The 13,489-nt window shown below is 65.1% G+C and carries 13 protein-coding genes and 2 tRNA genes; 10 read left to right on the top strand and 5 right to left on the bottom strand.

Annotated features, from left to right (window positions below; translation table 11 throughout):
* On the bottom strand, nucleotides 1-454 hold a 454-nt coding region (locus ABZW16_RS20690; protein ID WP_354957555.1), incomplete at its 3' end, for an amidase family protein.
* Between the two features lie 480 nt (nucleotides 455-934).
* Between ABZW16_RS20690 and ABZW16_RS20685 the strand changes: the two genes are divergently transcribed.
* The 6 genes from ABZW16_RS20685 to ABZW16_RS20660 all read left to right on the top strand — a co-directional run bounded on the left by ABZW16_RS20685 (nucleotide 935) and on the right by ABZW16_RS20660 (nucleotide 6,813).
* Nucleotides 935-1,429, top strand: coding sequence for a helix-turn-helix domain-containing protein (locus ABZW16_RS20685; RefSeq protein WP_354957554.1), 495 nt, complete (start codon nucleotides 935-937; stop codon nucleotides 1,427-1,429).
* A gap of 305 nt (nucleotides 1,430-1,734) precedes the next feature.
* Complete coding sequence (locus ABZW16_RS20680; RefSeq protein WP_354957553.1) at nucleotides 1,735-2,187, top strand: hypothetical protein; 453 nt, start codon at nucleotides 1,735-1,737, stop codon at nucleotides 2,185-2,187.
* Between the two features lie 700 nt (nucleotides 2,188-2,887).
* A complete protein-coding gene (serA, locus tag ABZW16_RS20675; RefSeq protein WP_354957552.1) occupies nucleotides 2,888-4,486 on the top strand; it encodes a phosphoglycerate dehydrogenase in 1,599 nt (532 codons plus the stop codon).
* A 183-nt stretch (nucleotides 4,487-4,669) separates the two neighbouring features.
* Complete coding sequence (locus ABZW16_RS20670; protein ID WP_354957551.1) at nucleotides 4,670-5,677, top strand: 3-isopropylmalate dehydrogenase; 1,008 nt, start codon at nucleotides 4,670-4,672, stop codon at nucleotides 5,675-5,677.
* Nucleotides 5,678-5,848: 171 nt separating this feature from the next.
* The gene (locus tag ABZW16_RS20665) at nucleotides 5,849-6,451 is read left to right on the top strand and encodes a Uma2 family endonuclease (protein ID WP_354957550.1); all 603 of its coding nucleotides are present in this window, start codon (nucleotides 5,849-5,851) and stop codon (nucleotides 6,449-6,451) included.
* Nucleotides 6,452-6,531: 80 nt separating this feature from the next.
* Nucleotides 6,532-6,813, top strand: coding sequence for a hypothetical protein (locus tag ABZW16_RS20660; protein ID WP_354957549.1), 282 nt, complete (start codon nucleotides 6,532-6,534; stop codon nucleotides 6,811-6,813).
* 6 nt (nucleotides 6,814-6,819) lie between these two features.
* Here ABZW16_RS20660 and ABZW16_RS20655 read toward each other — a convergent pair whose 3' ends face one another.
* Entirely contained in the window at nucleotides 6,820-7,302 is a 483-nt protein-coding gene (locus ABZW16_RS20655) for a hypothetical protein (protein WP_354957548.1), read from the bottom strand.
* A gap of 298 nt (nucleotides 7,303-7,600) precedes the next feature.
* Nucleotides 7,601-8,737 (bottom strand): MFS transporter, encoded by a 1,137-nt coding sequence (locus tag ABZW16_RS20650; protein WP_354957559.1) that lies wholly within the window; start codon nucleotides 8,735-8,737, stop codon nucleotides 7,601-7,603.
* 406 nt (nucleotides 8,738-9,143) lie between these two features.
* Between ABZW16_RS20650 and ABZW16_RS20645 the strand changes: the two genes are divergently transcribed.
* The 4 genes from ABZW16_RS20645 to ABZW16_RS20630 all read left to right on the top strand — a co-directional run bounded on the left by ABZW16_RS20645 (nucleotide 9,144) and on the right by ABZW16_RS20630 (nucleotide 11,837).
* Nucleotides 9,144-9,917: a fumarylacetoacetate hydrolase family protein gene (locus ABZW16_RS20645; protein WP_354957547.1), complete on the top strand. Its 774-nt coding sequence runs from the start codon at nucleotides 9,144-9,146 to the stop codon at nucleotides 9,915-9,917.
* 13 nt (nucleotides 9,918-9,930) lie between these two features.
* A complete protein-coding gene (gene gltX, locus ABZW16_RS20640) occupies nucleotides 9,931-11,403 on the top strand; it encodes a glutamate--tRNA ligase (RefSeq protein ID WP_354957546.1) in 1,473 nt (490 codons plus the stop codon).
* Between the two features lie 133 nt (nucleotides 11,404-11,536).
* Nucleotides 11,537-11,608, top strand: a tRNA-Gln gene (locus ABZW16_RS20635).
* Between the two features lie 156 nt (nucleotides 11,609-11,764).
* Nucleotides 11,765-11,837: transfer RNA gene (locus ABZW16_RS20630), tRNA-Glu, on the top strand.
* A gap of 760 nt (nucleotides 11,838-12,597) precedes the next feature.
* On the opposite strand, the gene ABZW16_RS20625 is transcribed toward ABZW16_RS20630, so the two are convergent.
* Nucleotides 12,598-12,792, bottom strand: a complete 195-nt coding sequence (locus ABZW16_RS20625; RefSeq protein ID WP_354957545.1) for a DUF5302 domain-containing protein — start codon at nucleotides 12,790-12,792, stop codon at nucleotides 12,598-12,600.
* 132 nt (nucleotides 12,793-12,924) lie between these two features.
* Nucleotides 12,925-13,461: a PPOX class F420-dependent oxidoreductase gene (locus ABZW16_RS20620; RefSeq protein ID WP_354957544.1), complete on the bottom strand. Its 537-nt coding sequence runs from the start codon at nucleotides 13,459-13,461 to the stop codon at nucleotides 12,925-12,927.
* Nucleotides 13,462-13,489 lie beyond the last annotated feature (28 nt).

Genomic DNA, 13,489 nt, shown 5'->3' with positions numbered 1-13,489 from the left:
TCACCATGTGTTCTAATACCTCCATCAGCAATAATTGGTTTACGTTCCCGAGCACCACCGCGCCGGCCGCCTTCAACCGCGACACCTGTACCGCGTCCTCGGCCGGTACGTAGTTCGCGTGCTGCGGCATGCCCCAGGTCGTGGGCAGCCCGGCGATGTTGTAGGACTCCTTGACCGTCACCGGAATGCCGAGCAGCGGCCGATCCTCGCCGCGGGCGCGCGCCTGGTCGGCGCGGCGCGCGGCGGCCCGCGCGCGGTCGAAGTCCGGTACACAGATCGCGTTGATCGCCTTGTCGTCCCGCTCGATACGGGCGATCGCCTCATCGGTCAGTTCCACCGATGTCACTTCACCAGCATGCAAGGCGGCCGCGAGTTCTTCCGCCGACTGAAAATTCCAATCCATGAATCCGACGCTATTGGCCCGCCGGAGAGGACATAAAATGCCGATTCGCACAACGGGAAAGTCGAACGGACCACCTGCACCGGTGAAGTCACCCGCTCGTTCTGCCATCGAGGACGGCCCACCCCAGGTCACAGCGTCGGCAGTGGGTCAACTCCATGAGCACAGGGCATAAGAATGCCGCGCCGTGCAACGGGATAGATGTCTCAATACTCATCATGTTCCTGCCCGGCCACAGACTATTCGCCTGACCACTGGCCATGACGACACGCGGCGGGATCGGTGTCGGCCTGGAAGTTCAGGAGACCTTCATCGGACACCCGCGCGTACTTCGCGAGGCTGCGAACCGATGTATGCCCGGACACGTTCTGTCGGTTCGACGGGCCGCCGCCGGAACTCCTTAGCGTCGGATCTCGGGCGACTGTCCCTCACCCCCATATTCCTGATCTGATTGCATTTTGCAATCAGATGTGCATGGAGAAGATGCAGCTGGTTGTAGAATGCAAGCGGCGATTTCGACCGAGGGAGCATCAGATGCGCGATCAGGGACGTTCGGGCTGCCCGATCAACGCGACTATCGAGGTGATCGGCGATCGGTGGACGCTGCTGGTGCTGCGCGACGTGATGTTCGGCAACCGCCGCCACTTCCGCGAACTGCTCGCTGGATCGGAGGAGGGCATCGCATCCAATATCCTGTCCGACCGGCTCAAGCGCCTGGTCGCGGCCGGACTGCTCAGCCGCGAGGACTCCCGTCCCGGGCAGAAGGCCGAGTACCGGCTGACCGAGCCCGCGATTCAGTTGGTGCCGATCATGGCGCAGCTGGGCGCATGGGGGTTGCGGCATCGACCGACGACCAAGCGCCTGCGTGTACGCGCGGAACTGCTGGAGGAGGGCGGGCCGCAGCTGTGGGCCGAGTTCATGGATGAGCTGCGCGAATCGCACCTCGGGGTGCCCCGCCCCGATCCGGATGCCCCGACCGCGACCGAGCGGTTGGCGCGCGCCTATGCCGACGCGGTCGCCGAGGGGTGATATCGCGCTGCGGCTTGCGCACCAGATCCGGCCGCAGGGCCTGTCGACGGCGCGGCCGAATTCTGAGCGCTACAGCTCATCTCCGGTAGCGAGGACTTCCCTGCGGAAGAAGTCGGCGGTGATCTCGCGGGCTCCGGATCCCGATCCGCCGTCTTCGGGAAAGCGGCTGTCGCGCGGTCGAATTCGTCCGCGATGAACTCGGCGAGCGGCACAGGCGTTGTGCCGCTGCACATTTCGCGGGTGCATGATTTGAGCTCGGTCGGCTCGGTGGTCGCGGTAACCAGCCGCCGCAGTGTCCGGAACAAGTGCGTCGACGTGCGCTGGTCGGTCAGCTGGTGATGATCGCCACGGGGGTGGGCGTATTCATCGGCGGCGTCGTCATCTTGACGATAGGACTCACCTTCGTCTTCGTGCCGACCGATCTGCAGTTCATGCACACCGATGCCGCCACGCCGAAGTCCGCCAACGCACACCTACTGCCGTTCATCGCCCATGACCGTGCCGGATTCGGCGGCGCGCTGATGACGACGACGGTGGCGATCGTGCTGCTCGGTCGGTGGGGCTGGCGGCAGGGCGAGGCATGGGTGTGGTGGACGTTGCTCGGTGCGACCGTTGCCGGGTCGGCCAGTGCGCTGGTGATCCACTTCTTCATCCACTACACCGCGTTCATCCATCTGCTGCCGGTGTATTTCGGTAGCGCGACGCTTGCTGTCGCGCTGATTTTGGGGCGCCCATATCTGATGTATCGCGCCGACTAATAGCACGGCCACGCAACTCGATGGCAGCACCGTTGGATTTGTCCGAGATTTGCCGGATTCCCGCCGATTAGTCAGACCTATCTCGGATAGGTCTCAGGCGGTTCGAAACATTCTCTTAGAGAGCTCTCAGAGATCATCTTTTGCGGAGCTAATTATGGCTCGAAAAAGGATGTCTGACCTGCGATTGGCTGAATCTTGCCTGTTCAAGACCATGATGGACGGTTGTCCAGATCACATTGAAAAGCAGTATGTAGTCTGCGTCACTATCTGGCCGAAATCCGTAACCGGATTTGCGTAAGCCCCGATGTGCCATGTGTCAGCCAGTTCGACTGGATTTGTTTTCGACGAAGAGGAAATTTCATGATCCCCGTTATCATCGACACCGGTTCTGCTGCCCTGAACGGCCTGCTTTCCACCGGTAGCGCTGCTCTGCACGGTATTCTCAACACCCTGTGGACGGGTTCGTTCGGCGGCTGATAGCGCTGTTGCGGCCGATTGATTTCGGCCGTATCCGTGCCGTTCGATTCGGCGCGAGACGAGTCGAGGCCCCGCACCTGATGGTGCGGGGCCTCGCCTTTGCCGGATCCGGCGACGGCACTGACGGCGGCCGCCTACCAGGGGGTAGGGCGCTGCCATTTCGCGCCCACTAAGCTGGTCGGCGGTAAATGCCTACCCCTCTTCCTCCCAGGAGTAACCCACAGTGAGCCAAGCAGGCCGTCCTGTTGTTCTGATCGCCGACAAGCTCGCCCAGTCGACCGTCGACGCGCTTGGTGACGGTGTCGAGGTTCGCTGGGTCGATGGCCCCGACCGCCCGGCACTCCTCGCCGCGGTGCCCGAGGCGGACGCGCTGCTGGTCCGCTCCGCGACCACCGTCGACGCCGAGGTGCTCGAGGCCGGGAAGAACCTGAAGATCGTCGCCCGTGCCGGCGTCGGCCTCGACAATGTCGATGTGCCCGCGGCCACCGAGCGCGGCGTCATGGTCGTCAACGCGCCCACCTCGAACATCCACACCGCCGCCGAGCACGCCGTCACGCTGCTGCTGGCCGCGGCCCGCCAGATCCCGGCCGCCGATGCCACGCTGCGCGAGCGCACCTGGGCGCGCAGCAAGTTCAACGGTGTCGAGATCTTCGACAAGACCGTCGGTGTGGTCGGCCTCGGTCGTATCGGCCAGCTGTTCGCCGCGCGCCTGGCCGCGTTCGAGACCAAGGTGATCGCCTACGACCCCTACGTCTCCCCGGCCCGCGCCGCCCAGCTCGGCATCGAACTGCTCAGCCTGGACGAACTGCTCGAGCGTGCCGACCTGATCTCGGTGCACCTGCCGAAGACCCCTGAGACCAAGGGCATCATCGGCAAGGAAGCCATCGCCAAGACCAAGCCCGGCGTCATCATCGTCAATGCCGCGCGCGGTGGGCTGGTCGACGAGCAGGCGCTCGCCGACGCCATCAAGTCGGGTCACGTGCGCGCCGCGGGCCTGGACGTGTTCGACACCGAGCCGTGCACCGACAGCCCGCTGTTCGATCTGCCGCAGGTCGTCGTGACCCCGCACCTGGGTGCATCCACCGCCGAGGCGCAGGACCGCGCGGGCACCGATGTCGCCAAGTCCGTATTGCTGGCCCTGGCCGGTGAATTCGTGCCGGGCGCGGTGAATGTCACCGGTGGCACCGTCAGCGACGAGGTCGCACCGTGGCTGGAGATCGTGCGCAAGCAGGGTCACCTGCTCGGCGCGGTGTCCAACGAGCTCCCGGTCAGTGTCGAGGTGCAGGTGCGCGGCGAACTGGCCGCGCAGGATGTCGCGGTGCTGGAGCTGTCGGCGCTGCGCGGCATCTTCTCCGCGCTGGTCGAGGACCAGGTCACCTTCGTCAACGCCCCCGCGCTGGCCAAGGACCGTGGCATTAGCGCCCAGGTCACCAAGATTTCGGAGAGCCCGAGCCATCGCAGCGTCGTCGACCTGCGCGCGGTCTTCGGCGACGGCCGCACCCTGAATGTGGCCGGCACGTTGACCGAGCCGCAGCTGGTGCAGAAGATCGTCAACATCAACGGCCGCAACTACGATATGCGCGCCGAGGGCCTGAACCTGGCCGTGCTGAACTACGACGACCGGCCGGGCGCGCTGGGCAAGATCGGCACCAAGCTCGGTGAGGCCGAGATCGATATCCTCGCCGCACAGCTGAGCCAGGATGTCGACAAAGAAGGCGCGACCGTGGTTCTGCGGGTGGCCCGCGAAGTCCCCGCCGACGTCCAGGCCGCGATCGCGGAATCCGTCGGCGCCGCCAAGATCGTCCTGGTCGACCTGTTCTGACCACCGCCGGCGTCGCGCACATCGACCCGTGCGCGGCGCCGTCACATGTGCCGGGCACGACCTGTCACACCGTGCCCGCGAGTGCCGGGCGACGTACGAAACGTGCGCTGCGTGCCCGAGAACGGCGTGCGGTGCGGTGCGAAGTACGGTGGCGGTCGGCAATACTGAACGGAGCATTTTGTTATGAAGCTTGCTGTTATCGCCGGTGATGGGATCGGTCCCGAGGTCATCGCGGAGGCACTCAAGGTGCTCGATGTGGTGCAGCCGGGTGTCGAGAAGACCGAATACGACCTGGGTGCCCGTCGCTACCATGCGACCGGGGAGATCCTGCCGGATTCGGTGCTGCCCGAACTGAAGCAGCATGACGCGATCCTGCTCGGCGCGATCGGCGATCCGTCGGTGCCCAGCGGTGTGCTCGAGCGCGGACTGCTGCTGCGCACCCGCTTCGCGCTGGACCATCACGTGAACCTGCGGCCGTCGAAGCTGTACCCGGGCGTGACCAGTCCGCTGGCTGGCAATCCGGATATCGACTTCGTTGTCGTGCGCGAGGGCACCGAGGGGCCCTACACCGGTACCGGCGGCGCCATCCGGGTGGAGACGCCGCACGAGGTCGCCACCGAGGTCAGCACCAATACCCGCTTCGGCATCGAGCGCGTGGTGCGCTACGCCTTCGCCAAGGCGCAGGCACGCCGCAAGCACCTGACGCTGGTGCACAAGAACAATGTGCTGACCTTCGCCGGTTCGCTGTGGCAGCGCACGGTGAACGAGGTCGCGGTCGAATTCCCGGAGGTGCAGACCGCCTACCAGCACATCGACGCCGCCACCATCCATATGGTCAACGATCCGGGCCGCTTCGACGTGATCGTCACCGATAACCTCTTCGGCGACATCATCACCGACCTCGCGGCGGCGGTCAGCGGTGGTATCGGCCTGGCGGCCAGCGGCAATATCGATGCGTCCGGCGCCAACCCGAGCATGTTCGAGCCGGTGCACGGCAGTGCTCCCGATATTGCGGGTCAGTCCAAGGCCGATCCGACCGCCGCGATCCTGTCGGTTTCGCTGCTGCTCAACCACCTCGGCAATACCGAGGCGGCCGCCCGGATCGAAGCCGCGGTTGCCAAGGATCTCGCGTCGCGCAGTGGTGCGGCCTCGACCGTCGAGGTCGGGGATCGGATCGCCGCGGCGGTCTGATACTTCCCGCAAGGCCCGCACTCGACGGTTTCGGGTGCGGGCTTTGCGCATTCGCGAACCGCGAGGAGGCCTGGCACATACTTGAATTCGGCTCCGCGAGCGCGAACCATCGATGAATGGCCTCCGCATCGACGTGTCGACGCGACCCGTCTCCGGCCACCGGGCGGTCCGATGAGTGAGCGTCGGGTGCTGCGTGGGCGGGGATTCGGACCTTATACCGAAGTTGATCTGCACGACCTACCCGACGGCGGTAGAGGGTTCGAACTCGAGGACGGATGGTTGATCGCGGTCGCCACCGGTGCCCGACACAACTTCGTGGTGCAGCGGCTCGGGCGGCTCATCGATGCCGCGGCGGTCGGGGCGGCTGTGCATATATGTATAGGCGGCGGTTGGGAAGTTGGCACCCCGAGTGGTGTGCGCAAGCCAGATATCGTGGTGATCCCGAGAGATACTGCGCGAGCGGCGATTGTCGCCGAAACCCCCAGGGGCATCCTGGGCAGGGAAGTGCTGCTCGCTGTGGAGGTCGTCGCACCGGGTAACGGTACCGAGCGCACCGATCGGGTCAGGAAGGTCCGCGAATACGCGGCCATCGAAATTGCGCAATACTGGATCGTCGAACATCATCCGGAGGTCCGGATCCACCGAATGCTGCTCGCGGACGGCGTCTTTCGCGCTAGTCCAGTAGTGGCGGCGGGAACGGTGTGCACTGCGCAGATCCAGGCGGATCCACCGTTCCGGGTGAGTTTCGACCCGGCTGTCCTGATCGAGATCTGATCAATCGCACTCGGCCAGCGCGCCACCGACCGCCGCGGCGATACCGCGAATCGACTCATAGCGGCACCGGCGATGACATCGTGCATACGCGCCACCGGCCCGGCGATCGGCCCAATGACATCGAACACTTCACCGGCGACGGCCAGATGCTGCCATTCGATGAGAGTGGCTGCCGCACTGACCGATTCGGCAATGGCCGATCCGCGCCCGGCCAGTTCTGCCAGTTGCTCGGCGGTGGGCGGGAATTGCTCGGTCATGACGGTCTCGCGACGGTGTCGTCGGGCGCAGCGGCTGGTGACCCTGCCGTGTCGGTGGAACGAGGTGCTGGTGGTGAATCCCTGCGGTGGTGGGGGATTCGTTGATCGGAACTAGAGGGTGGGCGGAGCTGGCGGGATGGGCGGCTTCGGCATGCTGGGCGGTATCGGCATGGTGGGTGGGGTGAGCAGACCCGGTGGGGTTGGGAATCCGGGTGGTGTTGGCGGGGTTGGGGGCATGGGAATGCCGGGCGGCGTTGGGAATCCGGGTGGCGCCGGGGGTGGCGGGAACGGTCCCATGGGGGGCATCGGGCCGCTGAAGCGTTGGAAGGCCGCTTGGCGTGAAGTGCCGAGCAGATCGCCGATTTCGGCCCAGGTGTGGCCTTCATCGCGGGCCTGCCGGGCCAGGGTGTGCAGGATGTCGTCGACGAGGCGGCTCAAGTTTCGGGTCGCGGTGAGCGCGGCCAGCACCGGCACGCTGGGCCGCCCCTCCTCTGGACGCAGCACGCCCACGACCAGTTCCGCATTGGCGGACAACAACTCTCCGAGTATTGCCCGCTCGTCCTGTGGGTCTATGTGTTGGTGTTCATCAGGCATATGTAAAGCTTGGCTTGACATCGAGGGCTTGTCAAGGCTGGATTTACATAGCCATGCGATCAGAGGGGCGGATCCGGTTGGTTCGATGCGCCGCGAATGCTGGGGAACCTGCGTTGGGTTCCAGCGGGGCGCGGAGATCGATGCGACGACGTCTGTCGGGTCACTGTCGATTCTCGGTGCTGCACGATTCGGAAAGCGCGAGGCTCGCGTCGCATCGGCGGACCGTCGCATGTGGTCGGCACACCTGGATCGCGCCCGCCCTAGCAGACCGGGGCGGGCGCGAATTCGTAAGGGGCCGTTATTCGGATCGTCGATCGGCGGGAACCAGCGGCACGGCCGCCGTCGCCAGCACGGCAGCCAGTAGGTACGCGGCGGGAAAGCCGCTGGCGGTGATGAGTGCGCCGAAAGCCGGTGGGATGGTGGCTATTGCGAGGTTCTGGCCAGTGTTCTGGATGCCGAGTCCGCGTCCGCTCCAGTAGGGTCCGGCGATTTCGGCGACCGCGGTGAAGGCCAAGCCGTTATCTGACACGGTGATGACCGATGCAGCGATCAGCAGCGGGATCGCGGCCCACCAGGCATGTGTCCATGCGGCCGAAGCCAAGGCGGCCATGGTGATTGCGGCGGCGATGGCGACGGTGCGCAGCGGTCCCAGTCGGCTGCCGACGCGATCCGACCACGCGCCCGCGCCGATTCGCCCTAGGGCGCCGAGGATTTGGGTGAAGGTAACCAGGGCGCCCGCCGCCGGCAGCGACCAGCCGACGTCACGATGCAACCACAACAATGCGAAAGTCCAGACGGTGCCTTGTGGAACGCATAGCAGCACTGACACCGCGTGTATGCGCCACAGGGTGGAATCGCCGCGATAGGGGTTGGCCCGGTCCGCGGCCGCACCCGTGGGGCGTGGTGGATCGACGATACCGACCGAACAGCCCAGCGCGGCCGCGCCCGCCATGACGGCGGGCACCAGAATGGCCACCGAGACACCGTGTTCGGCCGCCACCGCCGGAATGGCCAGTGCGCCGACGCCGACACCCAAAGGCTGTGCGGTCTGCCGGATTCCCATGGCCAGCCCGCGTCGATGTGGCGGGAACCAGCCGACGATCACCCGCCCGCTGGCGCCATTGGTGCTCGCCGCGCCGACGCCGCCGAAGAACAGCAGCGCGCCGAGCGCGAGGTAATTCGACGCCGTTGCCGCCGCCGCGCCCGCGACGAACATCAGCAGGGGCCCGCCGACCAACACCTTGTGCTCGCCGATCCGGTCGACGACATAGCCCCACGCGATGAGCGTGCACACCAGCCCGACCGTCGGCATGGCCACCAGTAATCCGGCGGTCGCCAGCGGCATGCCGTCCGCGGTCAGCGCCGGCAGCAGAAATGGGACCCCGTGGATGAACACGGCACTGGATGCCTGCGCGAAGACGCCGAGTCCGAGCATGGACCACCGTCGGACCTCGCGCGGCTGCGTCACGGTAGTAGCCAACGACCTCACCTCGGAATCTCAAAATATGGGACTGAGTTCTCAGCTTATGAACATTGAGCCTTACCGTACACCCGGTGGGCAACCTGATTTCGAGGGTCGGGTTGTCTATCTCCTCACAATTTCGACGCCGAGCCGAGCCGCGGTGTCGACGCCTGCGGAGCGAGACGGTTAGCGGCCCAGCCGGCGTCTGCGCGAAGGCGCGGCCATGAACTCGGGATGTCCGAATCGCATGCGTCACAGCGCGAGTCCCGACGGCTCGGACCGCGCGACTCCGACAGCCGCGAACGCGCCGCGGTCATCGGCGCGACAATTGGACACAGCGCGTTCGAGCAGGTCGACGGGGGTCGATAGACTGCCGGGCATGCGTCTAGGTCGAATCGCCAGTCCCGATGGAGTCGCTTTCGTCAGTATCGAAGGGGAGGGGAGCGAGAGCGTCGCCAAAGAGATCGCGGAACATCCGTTCGGTACGCCGACGTTCACCGGGCGGAGTTGGCCGCTGGCCGATGTGCGCCTGCTCGCGCCGATTCTGGCCAGCAAGGTGGTCTGCATCGGCAAGAACTACGCCGCGCACGCGGCCGAAATGGGTGGTGTCGCACCCGCCGATCCGGTGATCTTCATGAAGCCGAGCACCTCGATCATCGGCCCGAACGCGCCGATCATCTTGCCGCCCAGCTCTTCCCAGGTCGACTACGAGGGTGAGCTGGCGATCGTCATCGGCCGTCCGTGCAAGGATGTGCCCGCCGCCCGTGCGCTCGATGTAGTGCTCGGCTACACCGTCGCCAACGATGTGACCGCCCGTGACCAGCAGAAGCACGACGGCCAGTGGACCAGGGCCAAGGGCTACGACACCTTCTGCCCGCTCGGCCCGTGGATCGAAACCTCGCTGGACCCTTCGGATCTGGAGATCGTCACCGAAGTCGATGGCGAGGTCCGCCAGCGCAGCCGCACTTCGCTTCTGCTACACGATATTCCGAAGCTCATCGAGTGGGTGACCACGGTAATGACGCTGCTGCCCGGTGATGTGATCCTCACCGGAACCCCGGAGGGTGTCGGCCCGCTGCAGTCCGGGCAGAACGTGTCCGTGACCGTCGAGGGCATCGGAACCCTCACCAATCCTGTTGCCGCCAAGCGCTAGTCGAAAGAGAGCCATGACTGAAGTACGGGTCCGCTTCTGCCCGTCACCGACCGGGACGCCACATGTCGGCCTGATCCGGACGGCGCTGTTCAACTGGGCGTACGCCCGCCACACCGGCGGCAAGTTCGTCTTCCGCATCGAAGATACCGATGCCGCACGCGATTCCGAGGACTCCTACCGGGCGATCCTGGACGCACTGCGCTGGCTCGGCCTCACCTGGGATGAGGGTCCGGAGGTCGGCGGACCCTATGAGCCGTACCGGCAGTCGCTGCGGCGCGAGCTGCACATGGAGATCGTGCAGAAGTTGCTGGCGGCCGGTGAGGCCTACGAATCCTTCTCCACGCCCGAAGAAGTCGAGGAGCGCCACCGCGCCGCGGGCCGGGACCCGAAGCTCGGCTACGACAACTATGACCGCGATCTCACCCCGGAGGCGATCGAGGCCTATCGCGCTGCCGGACGTCCGGCGGTAATTCGGTTGCGGATGCCCGATGAGGACATCACTTGGCACGATCTGGTGCGCGGCGAAACCACCTTCAAAGCGGGTACGGTGCCCGACTTCGCACTCACCCGCGGTAATGGCGATCCGCTCTATACGCTGGTAAACCCGGTCGACGACGCATTGATGAAGATCACCCATGTTTTGCGCGGGGAAGACCTCCTTTCCTCAACTCCGCGGCAAATCGCGCTCTATGCGGCGATGCGGCGGATCGGTGTTGCAGAGTTCACTCCGGAGTTCGCTCATCTACCGTTCGTGATGGGGCAGGGCAACAAGAAGTTGTCCAAGCGCGATCCGGAGTCGAATCTGTTCGTCCATCGGGATCGGGGATTCATCCCGGAGGGTTTGCTGAATTACCTGGCGTTACTCGGCTGGGGCATCGCGGATGATCGCGATGTTTTCTCGATGGCGGAGATGGTGGCGGCCTTCGATATCTCGAAAGTAAATTCGAATCCGGCACGTTTCGATCAGAAGAAGGCAGACTCGCTCAACGCCGAACACATCCGATTGCTGGAGCCGGGGGATTTCACGCACCGCTTACGTGAGTTCCTGACCGAACACGGTCACATCGGCGCCGACATCGACGACAAGTTGTTCGCCGCGGCCGCCGAACTCGTGCAGACCCGGATCGTGGTGTTGTCCGATGCGTGGGATCTGCTGCGTTTCTTGTTCGCGCCCGCGGAAGAGTTCGCGATTGATCCGGCGGCGGGGGCGAAGAACCTCGGCCCCGATGCCACGCCGATATTGGACGCCGCCATTGCCGCGCTGGAGCCGTTGCCGGCCTGGACCACCTCCGCTATCGAGGATGTGCTCAAAACCACGCTCATCGATGATCTGGGGCTCAAGCCGCGCAAGGCGTTCGCGCCAGTGCGAGTGGCGGTGACAGGTTCGCACATCAGCCCGCCGCTGTACGAGTCCCTGGAGTTGCTCGGCCGCGAAACCAGCCTGGCTCGGCTGCGCTCGGCGCTGGCGTGGACCGCGCCCGCGTAAAACCCGGACTTGACCGAAAAACAGGGCGTTGACCAGCCGATTTGTAGTTAACCGTATGCGGTTTGGTACTCTTCTTCTCGGCTCGGAACAGGGCCTCGGGTCAGCCGGACACGAGGTCGAACGTCCTGGTCATTGGGGTATGGTGTAATTGGCAACACAGCTGATTCTGGTTCAGCCATTCTAGGTTCGAGTCCTGGTACCCCAGCGGAGAATGTTGTTCGTCTCTCGGTGCGCGGCCGAAAGTTGTTCAGCATCCGGCGATTTGGTCGCCGAGCTTCGGTCCGCTAAGCTAACCGAGCTTCCACTGATCGAAAGATCGAAACGGAAAGATCGCCCACAGAAATGTGGGAGGTCGAGTCCTGGCCCCGTCGTCTAGCGGCCTAGGACGCCGCCCTCTCAAGGCGGTAGCGCGGGTTCGAATCCCGTCGGGGCTACAACAAGTGCAAGGCCCATGCTCATGGAGAGCATGGGCCTTGCTCGTTTTCGCATTGTTTTGTGGGGGTGGAACCCCCACGCCCCTACCCGGAGGGCTTCGCCCCCGGACCGGGATCGCGGGCTCCTGGGGTCGGCTAGGTGGCTCCCGCGACGGGGTTGTCGGTGTGTTGGTGCCGGTCTTGTGGGGGTTTCGTAGGGGACTGGACTCGTGTTTCGGCTGTGTGGGTGCCGGGCTGGTGGTTCTTGATCGAGGGGCCCAGGCTGGTGGTTCTCGATCTCGGGGTCCTGGATTGATGGTCGCAGGGTGCTGGGTTGGTGGTTCTTGGTCGCAGGGTGCCGGACCGTTGGTGGTCACACAGGTCCCGGACTGGTGGCTCGCCGATGCATTGTTCCTGGGCCTGGGTTCCCAGCTGTGCCCCGCGTCTCCAGCACCGTCGACCTCTCGCGCGGGCTCACCACCGACGAGGAGGGGTATGCAACCCCTGGACAAGTGATCACCATGCGCTCATGCAGGTAAACGTCGAGAGCACCCCTGCATCAGCGCATTCTCGGCCGATCCATGTTGGGGGGTGGGCACAGGGCGGGGTGGGTGGCTTGGTCGTTGGAGGGGTTCCGGGCGGGGGAGGTTGAAGTGGGGATGTGGGGTCGTTTGGGGGGGTCTGTATTTGGTGTGGCTGTCTGTGGGGTGCCGGAAGTTGGGGAGATGCAAAAGGCCCTCCAGGTGGGGGGCTGGAGGGCCTTTGGTGGGGTGGTGGGGCTTTATCCGCTCTTGCGGCGGAACTCGCGTTTGTGGCTGGCGTTGCCGTGGGAGGAGGTTGCCTTGGATCGTCCGTCCATGTGATCGGTCGACTTGGCGTGGTGCTGGTTCTTGCGCTCCAGGGCTTCCTTGAATTTGCGCTTGACCTCTTCGGCGCTGGACCCCGCGCTGCCGTTGGAACTATCCGCTTCCGCCATCGTCTGCTCCTCGTCGTCGCGACCGCGCACCGCGCCAAGGGGCGTCGTCGCGCTGCCGATTCGGGTCGAACAGAGTTGACGCTACTGTGCGGGGGCGCGGTGTGTCAGTCGGATATCGCCCGCGTGCCGCGATCAGTCCAGCGATTGCGCGGTGGTTCCGCCGAGGGGCAGCTCCGGCAGGCCGAGTTTGCGATGGTCCCAGCTGCGCAGGCGATCGGGGACCACCCGGATGGCGACGCGCTTGTGCAGCATCTGTTCGACCAGCGGGCGGACTTCCTCGCTGTAGGGGCCGGTGTAGCGCTCCCAGACGCTCACGCCGACGGCGAACAGCTGCTCCGGATCGTCGATGATCTCGGCGTGGCCTTCGATGGAGACCCCGCGCAACTGGTCGTAGGTGTGACCCGCCTCGACCATGCAGGTGATGCGCGGGTCGCGGCGCAGGTTGACGGCCTTCTGCGATTTCGCCTTCGTTTCGAACCACAGCTCGGGCAGCTTGCGGACCGAGCCATCGGGTGCGACCTCGCCATCGAGCAGGGCATACCACATCGCGATGAGATGCGGCGTGCCGTTCGGGCCGATGGTTGCCAGCGTCGCGATGCGGCTGCGCTGCAGGAACTTGGTGATCTCGGCATCGGACATGACGATCTGCGCCCGTTGGTTTACTCCCATGCGCACCAACCTTAGATGTTCGAACTAG

Origin of the sequence: Nocardia sp. NPDC004604 (assembly GCF_040609795.1) — a bacterium.
Lineage (GTDB): Bacteria > Actinomycetota > Actinomycetes > Mycobacteriales > Mycobacteriaceae > Nocardia.
This window is presented reverse-complemented; position numbering and strand designations above follow the sequence as displayed.